The sequence below is a fragment of the uncultured Azohydromonas sp. genome (genome assembly GCF_937926365.1).
GTDB lineage: Bacteria > Pseudomonadota > Gammaproteobacteria > Burkholderiales > Burkholderiaceae_C > Azohydromonas.
Map to the genome: position 1 here is coordinate 1 of NZ_CALAOH010000244.1, position 14,065 is coordinate 14,065.

Consider the following 14,065-nt stretch of genomic DNA (forward strand, 5'->3'; position numbering starts at 1 on the left):
CCACCGCGGCGTTGAGCGCCAGGATGTTGGTCTGGAAGGCGATGCCGTCGATCAGCCCGGTGATCTGGGCGATCTTGTGCGAGGCGGCGTTGATCTCGCGCATCGTGCCCACCACCTGGCCCACGACCTCGCCGCCCTTGGAGGCGGCACGGCTGGCATCGCCGGCGAGCTGCGTGGCCTGTTGCGCCGTGTCGGCGCTGCTGTGCACGGTGGCCGACATCTGCTCCATGGAGGCAGCCGTCTGCTGCAGGCTGCTGGCCTGCGCCTCGGTACGCTGCGACAAGTCGGCGTTGCCGCCGGCGATCTGGCGCGAGCCGGTGGCGATGAGGTCCGTGCAACTGCGCACCGAGGACACCACGCGCGCCAGGCTGCCGTTCATGGTGCCCAGCGCCTGCAGCAGCCGGCCGACTTCGTCGTGCCCGCCGCCCTCGATGCGGTTGTTGAGGTTGCCCGCGGCCACGGCTTCGGCCAGGCCCAGCGCATGGGCGATCGACTCGCTGATGCTGTGTGTGACGGCCCACATGATCCACAGCCCCAGCAGCAGCAGTCCGGCGGTGGCGCCCAGCAGCACCGCCAGGGCCTGGCGCGCGTCCCAGACGCTTTGCTGCAGCTGCGCTTCGAGCTGCTTGAGCGAGGCATCGATGAGCGCGAACTGCTGGTCGATCACGCGCGTGATCCCGGCGCTGAACTCGGCCGCCGGCTGGGTCAGTGGCTCGGCGCGCACGATGCGCTCGTCCACCAGTTTGACGCCCTCGTCGGCCGCGGCTCGCGCCGCCGCCAGCGGCGCGGCGATGGCCTGCCCCAGCGCGGCGTCGTTCTGCCCGGCCAGCGCCAGCGCCTTGGCGGCATCGTCGGCGTAGCGGCGCGCCTGGACCATCAGCATGTCCACGCGTGCCTTCTGCTCCGGCGTCGCCTCGCCCTTGACCAGCAGCCGCACGCCCTGGGCGCGCGCCTGGCCCAGCGCCTCCGTCAGGCGCGGCAGGTGCATGAGCACGCCGATCTGCAGGAAGTAGCCCGGCGCATCCGGGTGCAGCACGATGCCGCTGGCGTTGGCCACGTCCTCCAGCAGCGCCAGCTCGCGCCCCACCAGCGCGGTGTGGCGGGCGAAGCTCTGCGGGCCGTCCACGCGCTGGCCGCCCACGTCGGCCGCCAGCGCCTGCCAATCGCGCTCGATCTCGCCCACCGCGCCGGCGAGCCGGGCGCCGCCCAGCGCTGCCACCGAGGCCTTGGCCTGGCCCAGCACGCGCTCCACCAGGACCTGCTTCTCCTGGCGCGCCGGGGCCACCGAGGCGTCGCCGCCGAGCACGGCGGCCGACTGGCCGCGGTGCTGCTGCGTGAGCTGGATCAGGCGCAGCACGTCGCGCGCGGGGTCGATGCCCGAGAGCTCCGACTTCGCCATGCTCAGCTGCTCCAGGAAGGTGTTGACCGCCAGCACGCAGGGCAGCAACGCCATCAGCGCCGCCACGGCGCCGATGAGCATGAACTTGTGGGCCAACTTCAGGTTGGCGAGGAACTGACGCATGAGCGCTCTCCGGTGGAGGTTCTTCGAGTTCGGTTCCGCTTCCGGTTCCGGCACCCGCGGCATCCGGCGGCTTTCAGGCGCACCGGACCCCGTGGGCGTCTTGCTCCGCGCTGCCGGCCAGGGTCGGGAAATCACGGATTGAGAAAATTTAGTTACCGCTTTCTTAACTGGCAACTTGACTCGTGCCTATGTGATGGGTGGTTGAGCCGGCTCAAACCCGGGCCGTGACCGAAGTCCCACGCCGGGCGCACGGCAGGCGGGCCCGGCGCCTCCGCTACACTGGCGGTCCGCGCGACTGGCGATAGGGGCTTCTTCAATAGCAAGCCCCGAGGTGGAGGACCACCGTGGAGCGCGGACGGTTGAAGGGCATGCATTCATGGTGTCCGCTGCCGTATCAAGCCGTTCGCCTGGGCAGCCCTTCTCGTCCGCGCCGCCAAAGAGTGGTGGGCGGCGGACGCCGGGACCTCCACACGCTTAGCCGAGGACTGCCATGTTCGACCGCACCCAATCCACCCTTGCCAACGTCGATCCCGAGCTGTTTGCCGCCGTTCAGGCCGAGAACCGCCGCCAGGAAGAGCACATCGAGCTCATCGCCAGCGAGAACTACACCTCGCCGGCGGTGATGGAAGCCCAGGGCTCGCAGCTCACCAACAAGTACGCCGAGGGCTATCCCGGCAAGCGCTACTACGGCGGCTGCGAGCACGTGGACGTGGTGGAGCAGCTGGCCATCGACCGCCTCAAGCAGCTCTTCGGCGCCGAGTACGCCAACGTGCAGCCCAACTCCGGCTCGCAGGCCAACCAGGGCGTGTTCTTCGGGCTGCTGCAGCCTGGCGACACGATCATGGGCATGAGCCTGGCCGAGGGCGGTCACCTGACGCACGGCATGCAGCTCAACATGAGCGGCAAGTGGTTCAAGGTGGTGAGCTACGGCCTCAACGCCCAGGAAGACATCGACTACGAGGCCATGGAGCGCCTGGCGCACGAGCACAAGCCGAAGCTGATCATCGCCGGCGCCTCGGCCTTCGCGCTGCGCATCGATTTCGAGCGCTTCGCCAAGGTGGCCAAGGCCGTGGGCGCGTACTTCATGGTGGACATGGCGCACTACGCCGGCCTGGTGGCCGCGGGCGTCTACCCGAACCCCGTGCCGCATGCCGACGTGGTGACCTCCACCACGCACAAGAGCCTGCGCGGCCCGCGCGGCGGGATCATCCTGTGCAACGACGAAGCCATCGCCAAGAAGATCAACAGCGCGATCTTCCCCGGCATCCAGGGCGGCCCGCTGATGCACGTGATCGCCGGCAAGGCCGTGGCCTTCAAGGAGGCGCTGTCGCCCGAGTTCAAGGCCTACCAGGAGCAGGTGGTCAAGAACGCGCGCGTGCTGGCCGAGACGCTGATCGAGCGCGGCCTGCGCATCGTCAGCGGCCGCACCGAGAGCCACGTGATGCTGGTGGACCTGCGCCCGAAGAACCTCACCGGCAAGGAAGCCGAGGCGATCCTGGGTGCAGCCCACATCACCTGCAACAAGAACGGCATTCCCAACGACCCGCAGAAGCCGATGGTCACCAGCGGCATCCGCCTGGGCTCGCCGGCCATGACCACGCGCGGCTTCAAGGAAGAGGAAGCCCGCCTGACGGCCAACCTGATCGCCGACGTGCTGGACAACCCGCACGACCAGGCGACCATCGAGCGCGTGCGCGAGCAGGTCAAGGCGCTGACCAGCCGCTTCCCGGTCTACCGCTGATCCCTCGGGATTGCCGTTTGGGCCGAGCCTGTCGAAGCCCTGCCGCCTGACCAAGGCACAGGTCCTTCGACAAGCTCGGGACGAACAGAGAAAGTGAAATCCATGCGTTGCGTCTACTGCGGCCACGGCGAGACGCAGGTGGTCGAGACCCGCGAGACCGACGAGGCCGTGCGCCGGCGCCGGCGCTGCCAGAAGTGCGAGCGCCGCTTCACCACCTACGAGCGCGCCGAGATCACGCTGCCCACGGTGGTGAAGAAGGACGGCGCGCGCGTGGAGTTCGACCGCGCCAAGCTGCGCGCGTCGATGGCGCTGGCGCTGCGCAAGCGCCCGGTGAGCACGGAGCAGGTGGAAGCCGCGCTGGAGCGCATCCAGGAGCGGCTGCTGCAGGACGCGCAGCGCGAGGTGTCCACCGCGCGGCTGGGCGAGCTGGTGATGCACGAGCTGCAGGCCCTGGACAAGGTCGCCTACGTGCGCTTCGCCTCGGTCTACCGCAGCTTCGAGGACGTGGACGAGTTCCGGCAGATCATCAAGGACATCTGAGCGGGGCTGGGCGCCTCGTCCCACCTCCCAGTTCATTCCTCCCATGGCGCCCCGCGGCGCGGATGCCTACCCTGCGCGGCATCCACCTCCCGGGAGGCCCATGCGCATCGTCTCCGCTGGTTGTTCCCGCACCGACCCGGCCGGCCACCGTTCGCGCGGCCTGAGCCTGATCGAGAGCCTGGCCGTGCTGGCGGTGCTGGCCATCGCCGCCGGCGCCGCGCTGCCCGCCTTCACCGCCATGACCGAGGGCCGGCACCTGCAGGGCACGGCGGCGCAGTTCGAGGCCGACGTGCAGCTCGCCCTCGCCAGCGCCACGCTGCGCTCGCGCTCGGTGCGCCTGAGCTTCTACGACACGCCCGAGATGCCGCGCTGCTGGCTGATCCACACCGGCGAGCCGCAGGACTGCCAGTGCGACGCCGCCACCGGCACCGCCGCCTGCGAGCCCCCGGCCCAGCTGCTGCGCGCCAGCGTGCTGCCCGCGACGCTGCCGCTGCGCCTGGAGAGCAACGCGGCCTCGATGCGCTTCAGCGCCACGCGCCACACCGTCACCCCGGCCGCCACGCTCACGCTCAGCGCGCGCAGCGGCCGCAGCGTGCGGGAGATCGTGAGCGTCATGGGCCGCGTGCGCGGCTGCTCGCCCGATGGCGCGGTATCGGGCTTCAGAAGCTGCTGAGCCCCGCATGCGCCGCCACACCATCCCAAGGTCCCGCACGCGCGGGCTGACGCTGCTGGAGCTGCTGGTCGGCCTGTCCCTGGGCCTGTTCGTCGCCGCCGGTGCCGCCACGCTGCTGAGCCAGTTCCTGGGCGAGAACCGCCGGCTGCTGCTGCAGATGCGCTTGGAGCAGCAGACGCAGGCGCTGGCCGAGCTGGTACTGCGCGACTTTCGCCGCGCCGGCGCCTGGCGGCAGGCCGACGACGGCATCGCCCGCGACGGGGCCGCGGCGCCAACCAATCCGTATGCCGCGCTGCAGGGCGCGGCGCCGGAGGCCGCGGTGGACACGCTGCGCTTCAGCTACGCCGATGGCCCCGTCCCCGAGGACACCGCGCCCGGCACGGAGCCCTCGGCGCAGGCGGGTTTCAGGTTGCGCGAGGGCATCGTGGACGCGCGGCTGGGCAGCCGCTGGCAGCCGCTGACGGATCCGGCGCTGATGACCGTCACGACCTTCGAGCTGCGCTTGCGCCAGCGCGTGCTGGACCTGGAGCGCCATTGCGCGCGGCCACGTCCGCTGGGCCAGTGTCCGGACGACGACACCTGCCCGCCGCGGCTGCTGCAGCGCCACGCGGCGCTGCAGCTGGAGGCACAGGCAGCGCGGGAGCCGGCCATCCGGCATGCGCTGCAAGGCGAGGCGGCGCTGCGCAACGACGTGGTGGAGGGGGTGTGCCCGCAGTGAGCCCGGCACCGGCACCGCGCGAGCGCCAGCGCGGCGCCGCCGCCCTGCTCAGCGTGCTGCTGCTGTGCGGCCTGGCGCTGCTGGCCAGCCTCTACGCCCACCGCGCGCTGCTGGCGGAGACGCGCGGCGTGGAGGTGCAACGCCGCAGCGCTCAGGCGCTGGCGGCGGCGGAGTCCGGGCTGCAGTGGGCGCTGGCGCAGCTCAACGCCGGCCGCGTCGATGCGGCCTGCCGCCCCGGCAGCGCCACGGCCAATGAGCCGCTGCGCGACCGCCTGGTGGACATCTCCGCCACCGGCCGCCTCACGCCACGGCTGGACGCCGGCGGCACGCCGCTGCAGGCCGGCTGCGCGCTGGAGGCCGATGGCGGCTGGAGCTGCCGCTGCAGCGGCGAAGGTGCTCCGGCCGCGGCCACGGACGGAGAGCGGATCGCCTTCGACGTGCACGTGGAGGCCGGCCCTTCCAACGGGCTGCTGCGCCTGGTCTCGCGCGGCTGCCTGGGCTGCGGCGGCGGCGACCTGGACGCGCAAGCGCAGGTGCAGCTTCTGCTGGCCCTGGCGCCGGCACTCACCGGCCTGCCCGCCGCGCCGATGACCGCGCGCGGTGCGCTGCGGCTGGACCCGCTGGCGCCCGCCTTCTCCAGCCGCGAGCACGATGCCCAAGGGCTGCTGCTGCACGCCGGCGGCCCAGTGGAGGCACCGGCTCTGCAAGGGCCGCGGCGCGGCGATGCCACCGCCTCGGCCAACGGCAACGAGACCGGATCGAGCGACTCGCCGGACACGGCGCCGCCCGCCGGCCTGGTGGCGGACCAGGACCCCGCCCTGGTGCTGCCGCCCGGCCGCTTCCTGCACCGCTACCTGGGCCTGGATCCTGCGGACCTGTCCCGCGCGCCCGCCGTGCGCACGCTGCGCTGCGACGGCGATTGCGCCGCCGACCTGCGCGCCGCCGTGGCCGCCGGCGCCCGGCTGCTGTGGGTCGAAGGCGACCTGGCCCTGCCCTCGGGCCTGGCGCTGGGCAGCGCGGACGCCCCCGTGCTGCTGGCCGTGCAGGGCCAGGCGCGGCTGGGCCCGGGCATCGCCCTGCACGGACTGCTGGCGGCGGCGTCGCTGCGGTGGCAGGCGCGCTCCGGCGGCGACTTCATCCGGGGCGCGGTGCTGGTGGACGGCGACTGCTGCGAAGGCAGCGGCGCACCGGCCATCGAGCGCGACGCCGCGCTGCTGCGCCGCCTGGCCTGGCAGGCCGGGCGCTACGTGCCGGTGCTGGGGAGCTGGAGGGATTACGAATGAACTGCCTCCGCCAGCGCGGCATCACGCTGGTCGAGGCCCTGATCGCCAGCGTGGTGATGGGCGCCGGGCTGCTGGCGCTGCTGCAGGCGCACCTGCGCTTCCACGCCCCGGCCGAGCAGGCGCGCCAGCGCGCCCAGGCGTTGCAGCTGGCGCAGCGCGACCTGGAATCGCTGCGCGGGACCGGCGAGCCGGCGCAGGAGGCCGACGCCACCGACGGCGTTTTCACCCTGCAGCGCCGGGTGCGCGACCTGGCGGGCGGGCTGCAGGCGGTGCGGTTGGAAGTCGCCTGGAGCGACCGCGGCGGCCAAGCCCACGCGCTGGCCCTGCACGCCCTGGTGGCGGCGCCGGACCCGTCCTTCTCCGGCGCGCTGGCGCTGGCCGAGCCGGCCGTCACGCTGCGCGCGCCCACGCGCCGCGGCGGCGATGACGGCGCGCCTTGACCCTCTTCAGCCCTGCCAACGGCGGGAACGGTGCCGGCGCTGGGCACAATCCCGCAGATGCACAGTTCCACAGACTTCTCCGCTTTCGACGAGCTCGCCATGGCGCAGGCGCTGCGCCTGGCGCATGAGGCCATCGGGCTGTCGGACCCCAACCCGCGCGTGGGCTGCGTCATCGCCGGCGAGGGCTGGCAGGTCCAGGGTTTCACACAGCGGGCCGGGGAGGCCCATGCCGAGGTGATGGCGCTGCGCGCGGCCCGGGAGGCCGGCCACGATCCGCGCGGCGCCACCGCCTACGTCACGCTGGAGCCCTGTGCCCACCACGGCAGAACACCGCCTTGCTGCGACGCGCTGGTGGCCGCGGGCCTGGCGCGCGTGGTGGTGGCCCTGGGCGACCCGAACCCGCTGGTGGCCGGCCAGGGCACCGCGCGGCTGCGCGCGGCGGGCATCCGCGTCGATGAAGGATTGATGGCGGCCGAGGCGCGCGAGCTGAACATCGGCTTCTTCTCGCGCCAGGTGCGGGGCCGGCCCTGGGTGCGCATGAAAATCGCCGCCTCGCTGGACGGGCGCACGGCGCTGGACAACGGCGTGAGCCAGTGGATCACGGCCGAGGCCGCGCGCACCGACGGCCACGCCTGGCGCAAGCGCGCCGGCGCGGTGCTCACCGGCATCGGCACGCTGCTGGAGGACGACCCCCGCCTGGACGTTCGCCTGGTACAGACGGCCAAGCAGCCGCTGCGCGTGGTGGTCGATTCGCGCCTGGAAACCCCTCCCACCGCGAAGCTGCTGGCCCCGCCCGGCGAGGCGCTGGTCTACGGCGCCGTGCCCAACGCCGAGCGCGAGGCGGCGCTGCGCGCCGCTGGCGCCGAGGTCGCTTTCTTCCCGGAGAGCGAGCGCGGCAAGGTCGATCTGGCGGCGATGCTGGCGGACCTGGCGGCGCGCGGCATCAACGAGCTGCACGTCGAGGCCGGCCACAAGCTCAACGCCTCGCTGCTCAAGGCGGGGCTGGTCGATGAACTGCTGGTGTACCTGGCGCCCAAGCTCATCGGCCTGGGCCGCGAGATGGCGGCCTTCGGGCCACTGGAGACGCTGGCCGACGCGATGGAGCTTGAATTCCGCGAGGTCGAGGCCGTGGGCCGCGACCTGCGCATCCTGGCCCGCCCGCCCGGGCGCGGCCAGTTCTGACCGTTTCCCTTCCCTCCCCTCAGAGACGACCTACTCATGTTCACCGGCATCATCAGCGGCCTGGGCCGCATCACCGACGTGCAGCCCCTGGGCCCGGACGGCAGCCACGGCAAGCGGCTGCGCATCGAGCCCCCGGCGGGCTACCTGGACGACGTGGAGCTGGGCGACAGCATCGCGCTCAACGGCGCGTGCATGACCGTCACGGGCTTCGACCGCGCCACGCCCTGCTTCACCATCGACATCTCCGCGGAGAGCCTGCGTCTGACGGCGGGGCTGGACCAGCCGGGACGCGTCAACCTGGAGAAGGCGCTGCGCGCCAACGACCGCCTGGGCGGCCACCTGGTCAGCGGCCACGTGGACGGGCTCGGCACGGTGACGCACTTCGCGCCGGTGGGCGAGTCGTGGGAGCTGCGCATCCAGGCGCCGAAGGAGCTGGGCCGCTTCCTGGCCTACAAGGGCTCCATCACCGTCAACGGCGTGAGCCTGACGGTCAACCGCGTGGCGGATTCGGACGCGGGCTGCGAGTTCAGCATCAACCTGATTCCGCACACGATCCAGGAAACGACCCTGGGCGACCTGAAGCCGGGCAGCGGGGTGAACCTGGAGATCGATTTGATTGCGCGGTATGTGGAGAGGATGCTGTCGGCCAAGGGGTGATGCCGGGAACCGGAAGGCATGGCGCTGCGGCCGTCTCGCGCTGCGCGCATAGGCGAACTTGTAGGGCTTGCCTCCAGCCCATCCCGGGGGCCCGCCTACAATCGCGGGATGCCCATCTCACCCGTTCCCGAGCTGGTCGCTGAACTGGCGGCCGGCCGCATGGTCATTCTCGTGGACGAGGAAGACCGCGAAAACGAAGGCGATCTCGTCATCGCGGCCGACCACGTCACGCCGGAAGCCATCAACTTCATGGCCAAGCACGCGCGTGGCCTCATCTGCCTGACGCTCACGCGCGAGCGCTGCGAGGCGTTGCAACTGCCGCCCATGGCCACGCGCAACGGCACCCAGTACGGCACCGCCTTCACCGTCTCCATCGAAGCCGCCACCGGCGTGACCACCGGCATCTCCGCCGCCGACCGCGCCCGCACCGTGCAGGCCGCCGTCGCCCGCGACGCGGTGCCCGCGGACCTGGTGCAGCCCGGCCACATCTTCCCGCTGCAGGCCCAGGACGGCGGCGTGCTCATGCGCGCCGGCCACACCGAGGCCGGCTGCGACCTCGCCGCCATGGCCGGCTGCTCGCCCGCGGCCGTCATCTGCGAGGTGATGAACGACGACGGCACCATGGCCCGGCTGCCCGACCTCGAAATCTTCGCCAAGGAGCACGGACTCAAGATCGGCACCATCGCCGACCTGATCCAGTTCCGTAGCCACAACGAGACGCTGATCGAGCGCCTGGGCAAGCGCGAGCTGCAGACCGCACAAGGCGTCTTCGACTGCCACGCCTACCGCGACCGCTCCGGCGGCCTGCACCTGGCGCTGACCAAGGGCAGCTGGAAGCCCGCCGACGAGGTGCTGGTGCGCGTGCACGAGCCGCTGTCGGTGCTGGACCTGCTCGACGTGGGCCCCAGCCGCCACTCCTGGCCGCTGCCCGCGGCGCTGGCGCGGCTGCAGGCCTCCAGCGCCGGCGCGGCGGTGCTGCTCAACTGCGGCGAGGACGCCGCCGCCCTGCTGCCCGGCGTGCTGCCGCCGGCGGGCACCACGCCCGCGCCGCGCACCGGCCAGATCGACCTGCGCACCTACGGCGTGGGCGCGCAGATCCTGCGCCACCTGGGCATCCAGCGCATGAAGCTGCTGGGCAACCCGCGCCGCATGCCCAGCATGACCGGCTACGGCCTGGAGGTGACGGGCTTCGTCGCCGCCCCCAACGACAAGGACACGCAATAAACATGCTGGACGCGGATCAAGGCCAGCCCCTGGGGCTGGACGGCAAGGGGCTCACCATCGGCATCGTGCGCGCGCGCTTCAACGACGCGATCACGAGCACCCTGGAAAAAGCCTGTTTGGACGAGCTGCGCGCGCTGGGCGTGGCGGAGGAGGACATCCGCCTCGTCACCGTCCCCGGCGCGCTGGAAGTGCCGCTGGCGCTCAAGGCCATGGCCGCCGGCGACGACCACTTCGACGCCCTCGTCGCGCTGGGCTGCATCATCCGCGGCGAGACCTATCACTTCGAGCTGGTGGCCAACGAAAGCGGCGCGGGCGTGACCCGCGTCGGGCTGGACCACCAGATTCCCATTGCCAACGCCATCCTCACGGTCGAGAACGAGGATCAGGCCTGGGTTCGCGCCGAACCCAAGGGCCGCGACGCCGCCCGCGTGGCGGTGGAGATGGCCAACCTGCTGGACGAGTTGTCGTGAATCCCCCCCAGAAGAAACCTGCGCCGGCCAAGTCGGCGCGCCGCCGCTCCCGCGAGTACGCGCTGCAGGGCCTGTATGAATGGCTCATCGGCGGCTCGGACGCCGGTGCCATCGAGGCGCACGTGCGCGAGCAGAACGAGGGCGAGTTCGACAAGTGCGACCGCGCCCACTTCGACGCGCTGCTGCACGGCGGCATCAACGAGGCCGCGGCGCTGGACGCCGTGCTGGCCAAGCACGTGGACCGCAAGACCACCGAGCTCTCGCCGGTGGAGCACGCCGTGTTGATGATCGGCGCCTACGAGCTGCGCCACTGCCTGGACGTGCCCTACAAGGTCGCCATCAACGAGGCCGTGGAGCTGGCCAAGAGCTTCGGCGGCACCGACGGGCACCGCTACGTCAACGGCGTGCTGGACAAGGCGGCGGCGGACCTGCGGCCGCAGGAAGTGGCCGCCGCGCGCGCGCGCGCCGGGCGCTGAAGCAGCGCCCCGCTCCTCACTCCCTTTCCCGGTGACATGAAACTCGCGCGCCGGCTCGAGCGCATCGAGCCCTTCTACGTCATGGAATGCGCCAAGGCCGCGGCGGAGATCGCGCGCGGCCCCCTGTGCGACCCGGCACAGGGCGGGCGGCCCATGCTCTACCTCAACATCGGCGAGCCGGATTTCACCGCGCCGCCGCCCGTGCTCGCCGCCGCCCAGGCCTGCCTGGACGCCGGCCGCACGCAGTACACGCCCGCGGCCGGGCTGCCACAGCTGCGCGAGGCGATCTCGCGCTGGTACGCGCAGCGCTTCGGCCTGGCCGTGCCGGCCTCGCGCATCCTGGTCACGGCCGGCGCCTCGGCGGCGCTGCAGCTGCTCACGCAGGTGCTGTTCGAGCCCGGCGACGAGGTGCTGCTCTCCGATCCCGGTTACCCCTGCAACCGCCATTTCGTGACCGCCGCCGGCGCCACACCGCGGCTGCTGGCCGCCGGGCCGGAACACCGCTTCCAGCTCGACGCCGCGGCCGTCGAAGCGGCCTGGACGCCGGCCACGCGCGGCGTGCTGCTGGCCTCCCCCTCCAACCCCACCGGCACCTCCATCGACCCCGAGGAGATGCGCCGCATCGTCGAGGCCGTGCGCGCGCGCGGCGGCGTGACGATCGTGGACGAGATCTACCTGGGCCTGAGCTTCGATGAGCGCTTCGGCGGCAGCGCGCTGCGCTGGGGCGAGGACATCGTCAGCGTCAACAGCTTCTCGAAGTACTTCAGCATGACCGGCTGGCGCCTGGGCTGGCTGGTGCTGCCCGAGGCACTGGTGGCGCCGGTGGAGATGCTGGCGCAGCACCTGTTCATCTGCGCCTCCACCGTGGCGCAGCGCGCGGCGCTGGCCTGCTTCGAGCCGGCGTCCATCGCCGAGTACGAGGCGCGGCGCGCGGAATTCATGCGGCGGCGCGACTGGCTGGTGCCGGCGCTGGAGCAGATCGGCTTCAAGGTGCCGGTGCTGCCCGATGGCGCCTTCTACGTCTGGGCCGACGCCAGCGCCTTCTGCGCCAGCAGCTGGGACTTCGCCTTCGAACTGATGGAGAAGGCCCAAGTGTGCGTGACCCCTGGGCGGGATTTCGGACACGCCGGCACCGAGCGCTTCGTGCGCTTCAGCTTCGCCAGCGCCTTGCCGCAGCTGCAGGAGGCGGTATCCCGCCTGCGCCAGCTGTTGGCGCGCTGAAAGGAGCCGGGACCATGTCCACGTCAACGGCTTTGGACGTGCGCGCGTTCCGTTTTCCGGTGCGCATCTACTGGGAAGACACGGACGCGGGCGGCGTGGTGTTCTACGCCAACTACCTGAAGTTCTTCGAACGGGCGCGCACCGAGTGGCTGCGCCACCTGGGCTTCGGCCAGGAAGCGCTGAAGAACGAGCAGCGGATGATGTTCGTGGTCACGCACACCGAGCTGCGCTACATCGCCCCGGCCCGGCTGGACGACCTGCTGCACGTCACGGTGCGGCCCGAAGCGACCGGCCGCGCCAGCCTGGTGGTGCACCAGCAGGCCTGGCGCGGCGACGTGCTGCTGACCGAGGGCTCCATCCGCATCGGCTGCGTCGATGCCGACACCTTCCGCCCGCGGCGCATGCCCGACGAGCTCATCAACACCCTACAGACCCACGCCGCATGAATCAGGACCTCTCCATCGTCAACCTGGTGCTGCATGCCAGCCCCATCGTCCAGATCGTGATCGCGGGCCTGATGTTCATGTCGGTGTCGAGCTGGACGGTGATCTTCGCCAAGCTCTTCGGCCTCAAGCGCGTGCGCGGGCGCAACGACGACTTCGAGCGCGAGTTCTGGTCCGGCCGCAGCCTGCAGGAGCTGCACGAGAACGCCGGCACCAAGGCCGAGGCCGCGCCGATGGAGCGCATCTTCGCCAGCGGCATGCGCGAATTCCTGAAGCTGCGCGAGCGCCGCCTGGACGCCGGCGCGCAGCTCGACGGCGCGCGCCGCGCCATGCGCGCGAGCTTCCAGCGCGAGCTCGACGTGATCGAGAGCCACCTGAGCTTCCTGGCCACCGTCGGCTCGATCAGCCCGTACGTGGGCCTGTTCGGCACGGTGTGGGGAATCATGCATGCCTTCGTGGGCCTGTCGAACCTGACGCAGGTGACGCTGGCCACGGTGGCGCCGGGCATCGCCGAGGCGCTGGTGGCCACGGCCATCGGCCTCTTTGCCGCCATTCCCGCGGTGATGGCCTACAACCGCTTCGCGCGCGACATCGACCGCCTGGCGATCCAGCTGGAAACTTTTATTGAGGAGTTTTCCAACATCCTGCAGCGCAACGTCGGCGCGCCGGCCACCGTCACGCCGGTGAGCGCGGCGCAGGGGCGCTGAGATGCCCGGGGTTGCTGCTCGGGGCGGCGGGCGCCGCCGCCGCACGATGAACGAGATCAACATGGTCCCGTTCATCGACGTGATGCTGGTCTTGTTGATCATCTTCATGGTCAGCGCGCCGCTGATCACCACCGGCACCGTGGACCTGCCCAGCGTGGGCAAGTCCAGCCAGCGGCCGGACAAGGTGATCGAGGTCGTCGTGGGCAAGGACGAGAAGCTGCGCCTGAAGGTCAGCGGGCAGGACGAGGAGCGCGCGCTGGCGCTGGGTGACCTGCGCGAGCGCGTGCTGCAGGCCCAGGGCGGCGACGCCAACGTGCCGGTGGTGATCTCCGCCGACCGCCAGGTGAAGTACGAGAGCGTCGTGCAGGTCATGGACCGGCTGCAGCGCGCGGGCGTGCAGCGGGTGGGCCTGTCGGTCAAACAGGGCGGCTGATGGCGCAGCAACCCGGCAGCCCATCCCCCACCACGCCCTCATCCCAGGGCGACGTGCTGCGTCCGCGCAATGCCGACCGCATGGGCACGGGCGCGGCCGTGTCCGCCGTCGTGCACGCGGGGCTGATCGCCGCGCTGGCGCTGGGCGTGAGCTGGCATGCGCAGGAGCCCACGCCGGTGAGCGCGGAGCTGTGGGCCGCGGTACCGGAAGTGGCCGCTCCGCCGGCCCAGGGCGAGCCCGAGGCGGCACCGTCCCCAGCGCCCCAACCCGCACCGGAGCCGCCGCCTCCACCGCCTCCACCGCCGCCGCCGCCGGCTCCGACGCCGCGCGCCGCC

Annotated in this window: 16 protein-coding genes, 1 pseudogene and 1 riboswitch; of the genes and pseudogenes, 16 read left to right on the forward strand and 1 reads right to left on the reverse strand. The window is 71.9% G+C overall.

Annotated features, from left to right (window positions below):
* On the reverse strand, nt 1-1,522 hold a 1,522-nt coding region (locus Q0741_RS26915; protein ID WP_298236274.1), incomplete at its 3' end, for a methyl-accepting chemotaxis protein.
* A gap of 281 nt (nt 1,523-1,803) precedes the next feature.
* A riboswitch (ZMP/ZTP riboswitch) is annotated at nt 1,804-1,942 on the forward strand.
* 70 nt (nt 1,943-2,012) lie between these two features.
* Here Q0741_RS26915 and glyA point away from each other — a divergent pair.
* From glyA to Q0741_RS26995, 16 genes and pseudogenes are all read left to right on the forward strand, one after another.
* The gene (gene glyA / locus Q0741_RS26920) at nt 2,013-3,263 is read left to right on the forward strand and encodes a serine hydroxymethyltransferase (RefSeq protein ID WP_298236275.1); all 1,251 of its coding nucleotides are present in this window, start codon (nt 2,013-2,015) and stop codon (nt 3,261-3,263) included.
* Nucleotides 3,264-3,365: 102 nt separating this feature from the next.
* Nucleotides 3,366-3,803: a transcriptional regulator NrdR gene (gene nrdR / locus Q0741_RS26925; protein ID WP_298236276.1), complete on the forward strand. Its 438-nt coding sequence runs from the start codon at nt 3,366-3,368 to the stop codon at nt 3,801-3,803.
* Nucleotides 3,804-3,903: 100 nt separating this feature from the next.
* Nucleotides 3,904-4,476, forward strand: a complete 573-nt coding sequence (locus Q0741_RS26930; RefSeq protein ID WP_298236277.1) for a GspH/FimT family pseudopilin — start codon at nt 3,904-3,906, stop codon at nt 4,474-4,476.
* Between the two features lie 7 nt (nt 4,477-4,483).
* The gene (locus Q0741_RS26935) at nt 4,484-5,194 is read left to right on the forward strand and encodes a prepilin-type N-terminal cleavage/methylation domain-containing protein (protein WP_298236278.1); all 711 of its coding nucleotides are present in this window, start codon (nt 4,484-4,486) and stop codon (nt 5,192-5,194) included.
* Nucleotides 5,182-6,477, forward strand: a complete 1,296-nt coding sequence (locus Q0741_RS26940) for a hypothetical protein (protein WP_298236279.1) — start codon at nt 5,182-5,184, stop codon at nt 6,475-6,477. The genes Q0741_RS26935 and Q0741_RS26940 overlap by 13 nt, the downstream gene beginning before the upstream one ends.
* Entirely contained in the window at nt 6,474-6,917 is a 444-nt protein-coding gene (locus tag Q0741_RS26945; protein ID WP_298236280.1) for a prepilin-type N-terminal cleavage/methylation domain-containing protein, read from the forward strand. Before Q0741_RS26940 ends, Q0741_RS26945 begins: the two co-directional genes overlap by 4 nt.
* 57 nt (nt 6,918-6,974) lie before the next feature.
* On the forward strand, nt 6,975-8,099 hold the full coding sequence (gene ribD / locus Q0741_RS26950) for a bifunctional diaminohydroxyphosphoribosylaminopyrimidine deaminase/5-amino-6-(5-phosphoribosylamino)uracil reductase RibD (protein ID WP_298236281.1): 1,125 nt from the start codon (nt 6,975-6,977) through the stop codon (nt 8,097-8,099).
* 36 nt (nt 8,100-8,135) lie between these two features.
* Entirely contained in the window at nt 8,136-8,756 is a 621-nt protein-coding gene (locus tag Q0741_RS26955) for a riboflavin synthase (RefSeq protein WP_298236282.1), read from the forward strand.
* A 108-nt stretch (nt 8,757-8,864) separates the two neighbouring features.
* Nucleotides 8,865-9,980 (forward strand): bifunctional 3,4-dihydroxy-2-butanone-4-phosphate synthase/GTP cyclohydrolase II, encoded by a 1,116-nt coding sequence (gene ribBA / locus Q0741_RS26960; protein WP_298236283.1) that lies wholly within the window; start codon nt 8,865-8,867, stop codon nt 9,978-9,980.
* Nucleotides 9,981-9,982: 2 nt separating this feature from the next.
* A complete protein-coding gene (gene ribH, locus Q0741_RS26965) occupies nt 9,983-10,450 on the forward strand; it encodes a 6,7-dimethyl-8-ribityllumazine synthase (protein ID WP_298236284.1) in 468 nt (155 codons plus the stop codon).
* Nucleotides 10,447-10,926 (forward strand): transcription antitermination factor NusB, encoded by a 480-nt coding sequence (gene nusB / locus Q0741_RS26970; protein ID WP_298236285.1) that lies wholly within the window; start codon nt 10,447-10,449, stop codon nt 10,924-10,926. Before ribH ends, nusB begins: the two co-directional genes overlap by 4 nt.
* A gap of 36 nt (nt 10,927-10,962) precedes the next feature.
* Nucleotides 10,963-12,147 (forward strand): pyridoxal phosphate-dependent aminotransferase, encoded by a 1,185-nt coding sequence (locus tag Q0741_RS26975; protein WP_298236286.1) that lies wholly within the window; start codon nt 10,963-10,965, stop codon nt 12,145-12,147.
* Between the two features lie 14 nt (nt 12,148-12,161).
* A complete protein-coding gene (gene ybgC, locus Q0741_RS26980; protein ID WP_298236287.1) occupies nt 12,162-12,593 on the forward strand; it encodes a tol-pal system-associated acyl-CoA thioesterase in 432 nt (143 codons plus the stop codon).
* Nucleotides 12,590-13,297, forward strand: a complete 708-nt coding sequence (gene tolQ, locus Q0741_RS26985; RefSeq protein ID WP_298236288.1) for a protein TolQ — start codon at nt 12,590-12,592, stop codon at nt 13,295-13,297. Before ybgC ends, tolQ begins: the two co-directional genes overlap by 4 nt.
* A 1-nt stretch (nt 13,298) precedes the next feature.
* Complete coding sequence (gene tolR, locus Q0741_RS26990) at nt 13,299-13,730, forward strand: protein TolR (RefSeq protein ID WP_298236289.1); 432 nt, start codon at nt 13,299-13,301, stop codon at nt 13,728-13,730.
* A pseudogene (locus Q0741_RS26995) lies at nt 13,730-14,065 on the forward strand (hypothetical protein); the annotation flags it as partial. The gene tolR and the pseudogene Q0741_RS26995, both read left to right, overlap by 1 nt.

Bases quoted from the DNA above. Each gene is read 5' to 3' on its own strand.
- glyA (WP_298236275.1), top strand. From the start codon at position 2,013: ATGTTCGACCGCACCCAATCCACCCTTGCCAACGTCGATCCCGAGCTG.
- ybgC (WP_298236287.1), top strand. From the start codon at position 12,162: ATGTCCACGTCAACGGCTTTGGACGTGCGCGCGTTCCGTTTTCCGGTG.
- Q0741_RS26945 (WP_298236280.1), top strand. From the start codon at position 6,474: ATGAACTGCCTCCGCCAGCGCGGCATCACGCTGGTCGAGGCCCTGATC.
- ribBA (WP_298236283.1), top strand. From the start codon at position 8,865: ATGCCCATCTCACCCGTTCCCGAGCTGGTCGCTGAACTGGCGGCCGGC.
- ribH (WP_298236284.1), top strand. From the start codon at position 9,983: ATGCTGGACGCGGATCAAGGCCAGCCCCTGGGGCTGGACGGCAAGGGG.
- Q0741_RS26935 (WP_298236278.1), top strand. From the start codon at position 4,484: ATGCGCCGCCACACCATCCCAAGGTCCCGCACGCGCGGGCTGACGCTG.
- Q0741_RS26930 (WP_298236277.1), top strand. From the start codon at position 3,904: ATGCGCATCGTCTCCGCTGGTTGTTCCCGCACCGACCCGGCCGGCCAC.
- Q0741_RS26975 (WP_298236286.1), top strand. From the start codon at position 10,963: ATGAAACTCGCGCGCCGGCTCGAGCGCATCGAGCCCTTCTACGTCATG.
- Q0741_RS26955 (WP_298236282.1), top strand. From the start codon at position 8,136: ATGTTCACCGGCATCATCAGCGGCCTGGGCCGCATCACCGACGTGCAG.
- nrdR (WP_298236276.1), top strand. From the start codon at position 3,366: ATGCGTTGCGTCTACTGCGGCCACGGCGAGACGCAGGTGGTCGAGACC.
- ribD (WP_298236281.1), top strand. From the start codon at position 6,975: ATGCACAGTTCCACAGACTTCTCCGCTTTCGACGAGCTCGCCATGGCG.
- tolQ (WP_298236288.1), top strand. From the start codon at position 12,590: ATGAATCAGGACCTCTCCATCGTCAACCTGGTGCTGCATGCCAGCCCC.
- tolR (WP_298236289.1), top strand. From the start codon at position 13,299: ATGCCCGGGGTTGCTGCTCGGGGCGGCGGGCGCCGCCGCCGCACGATG.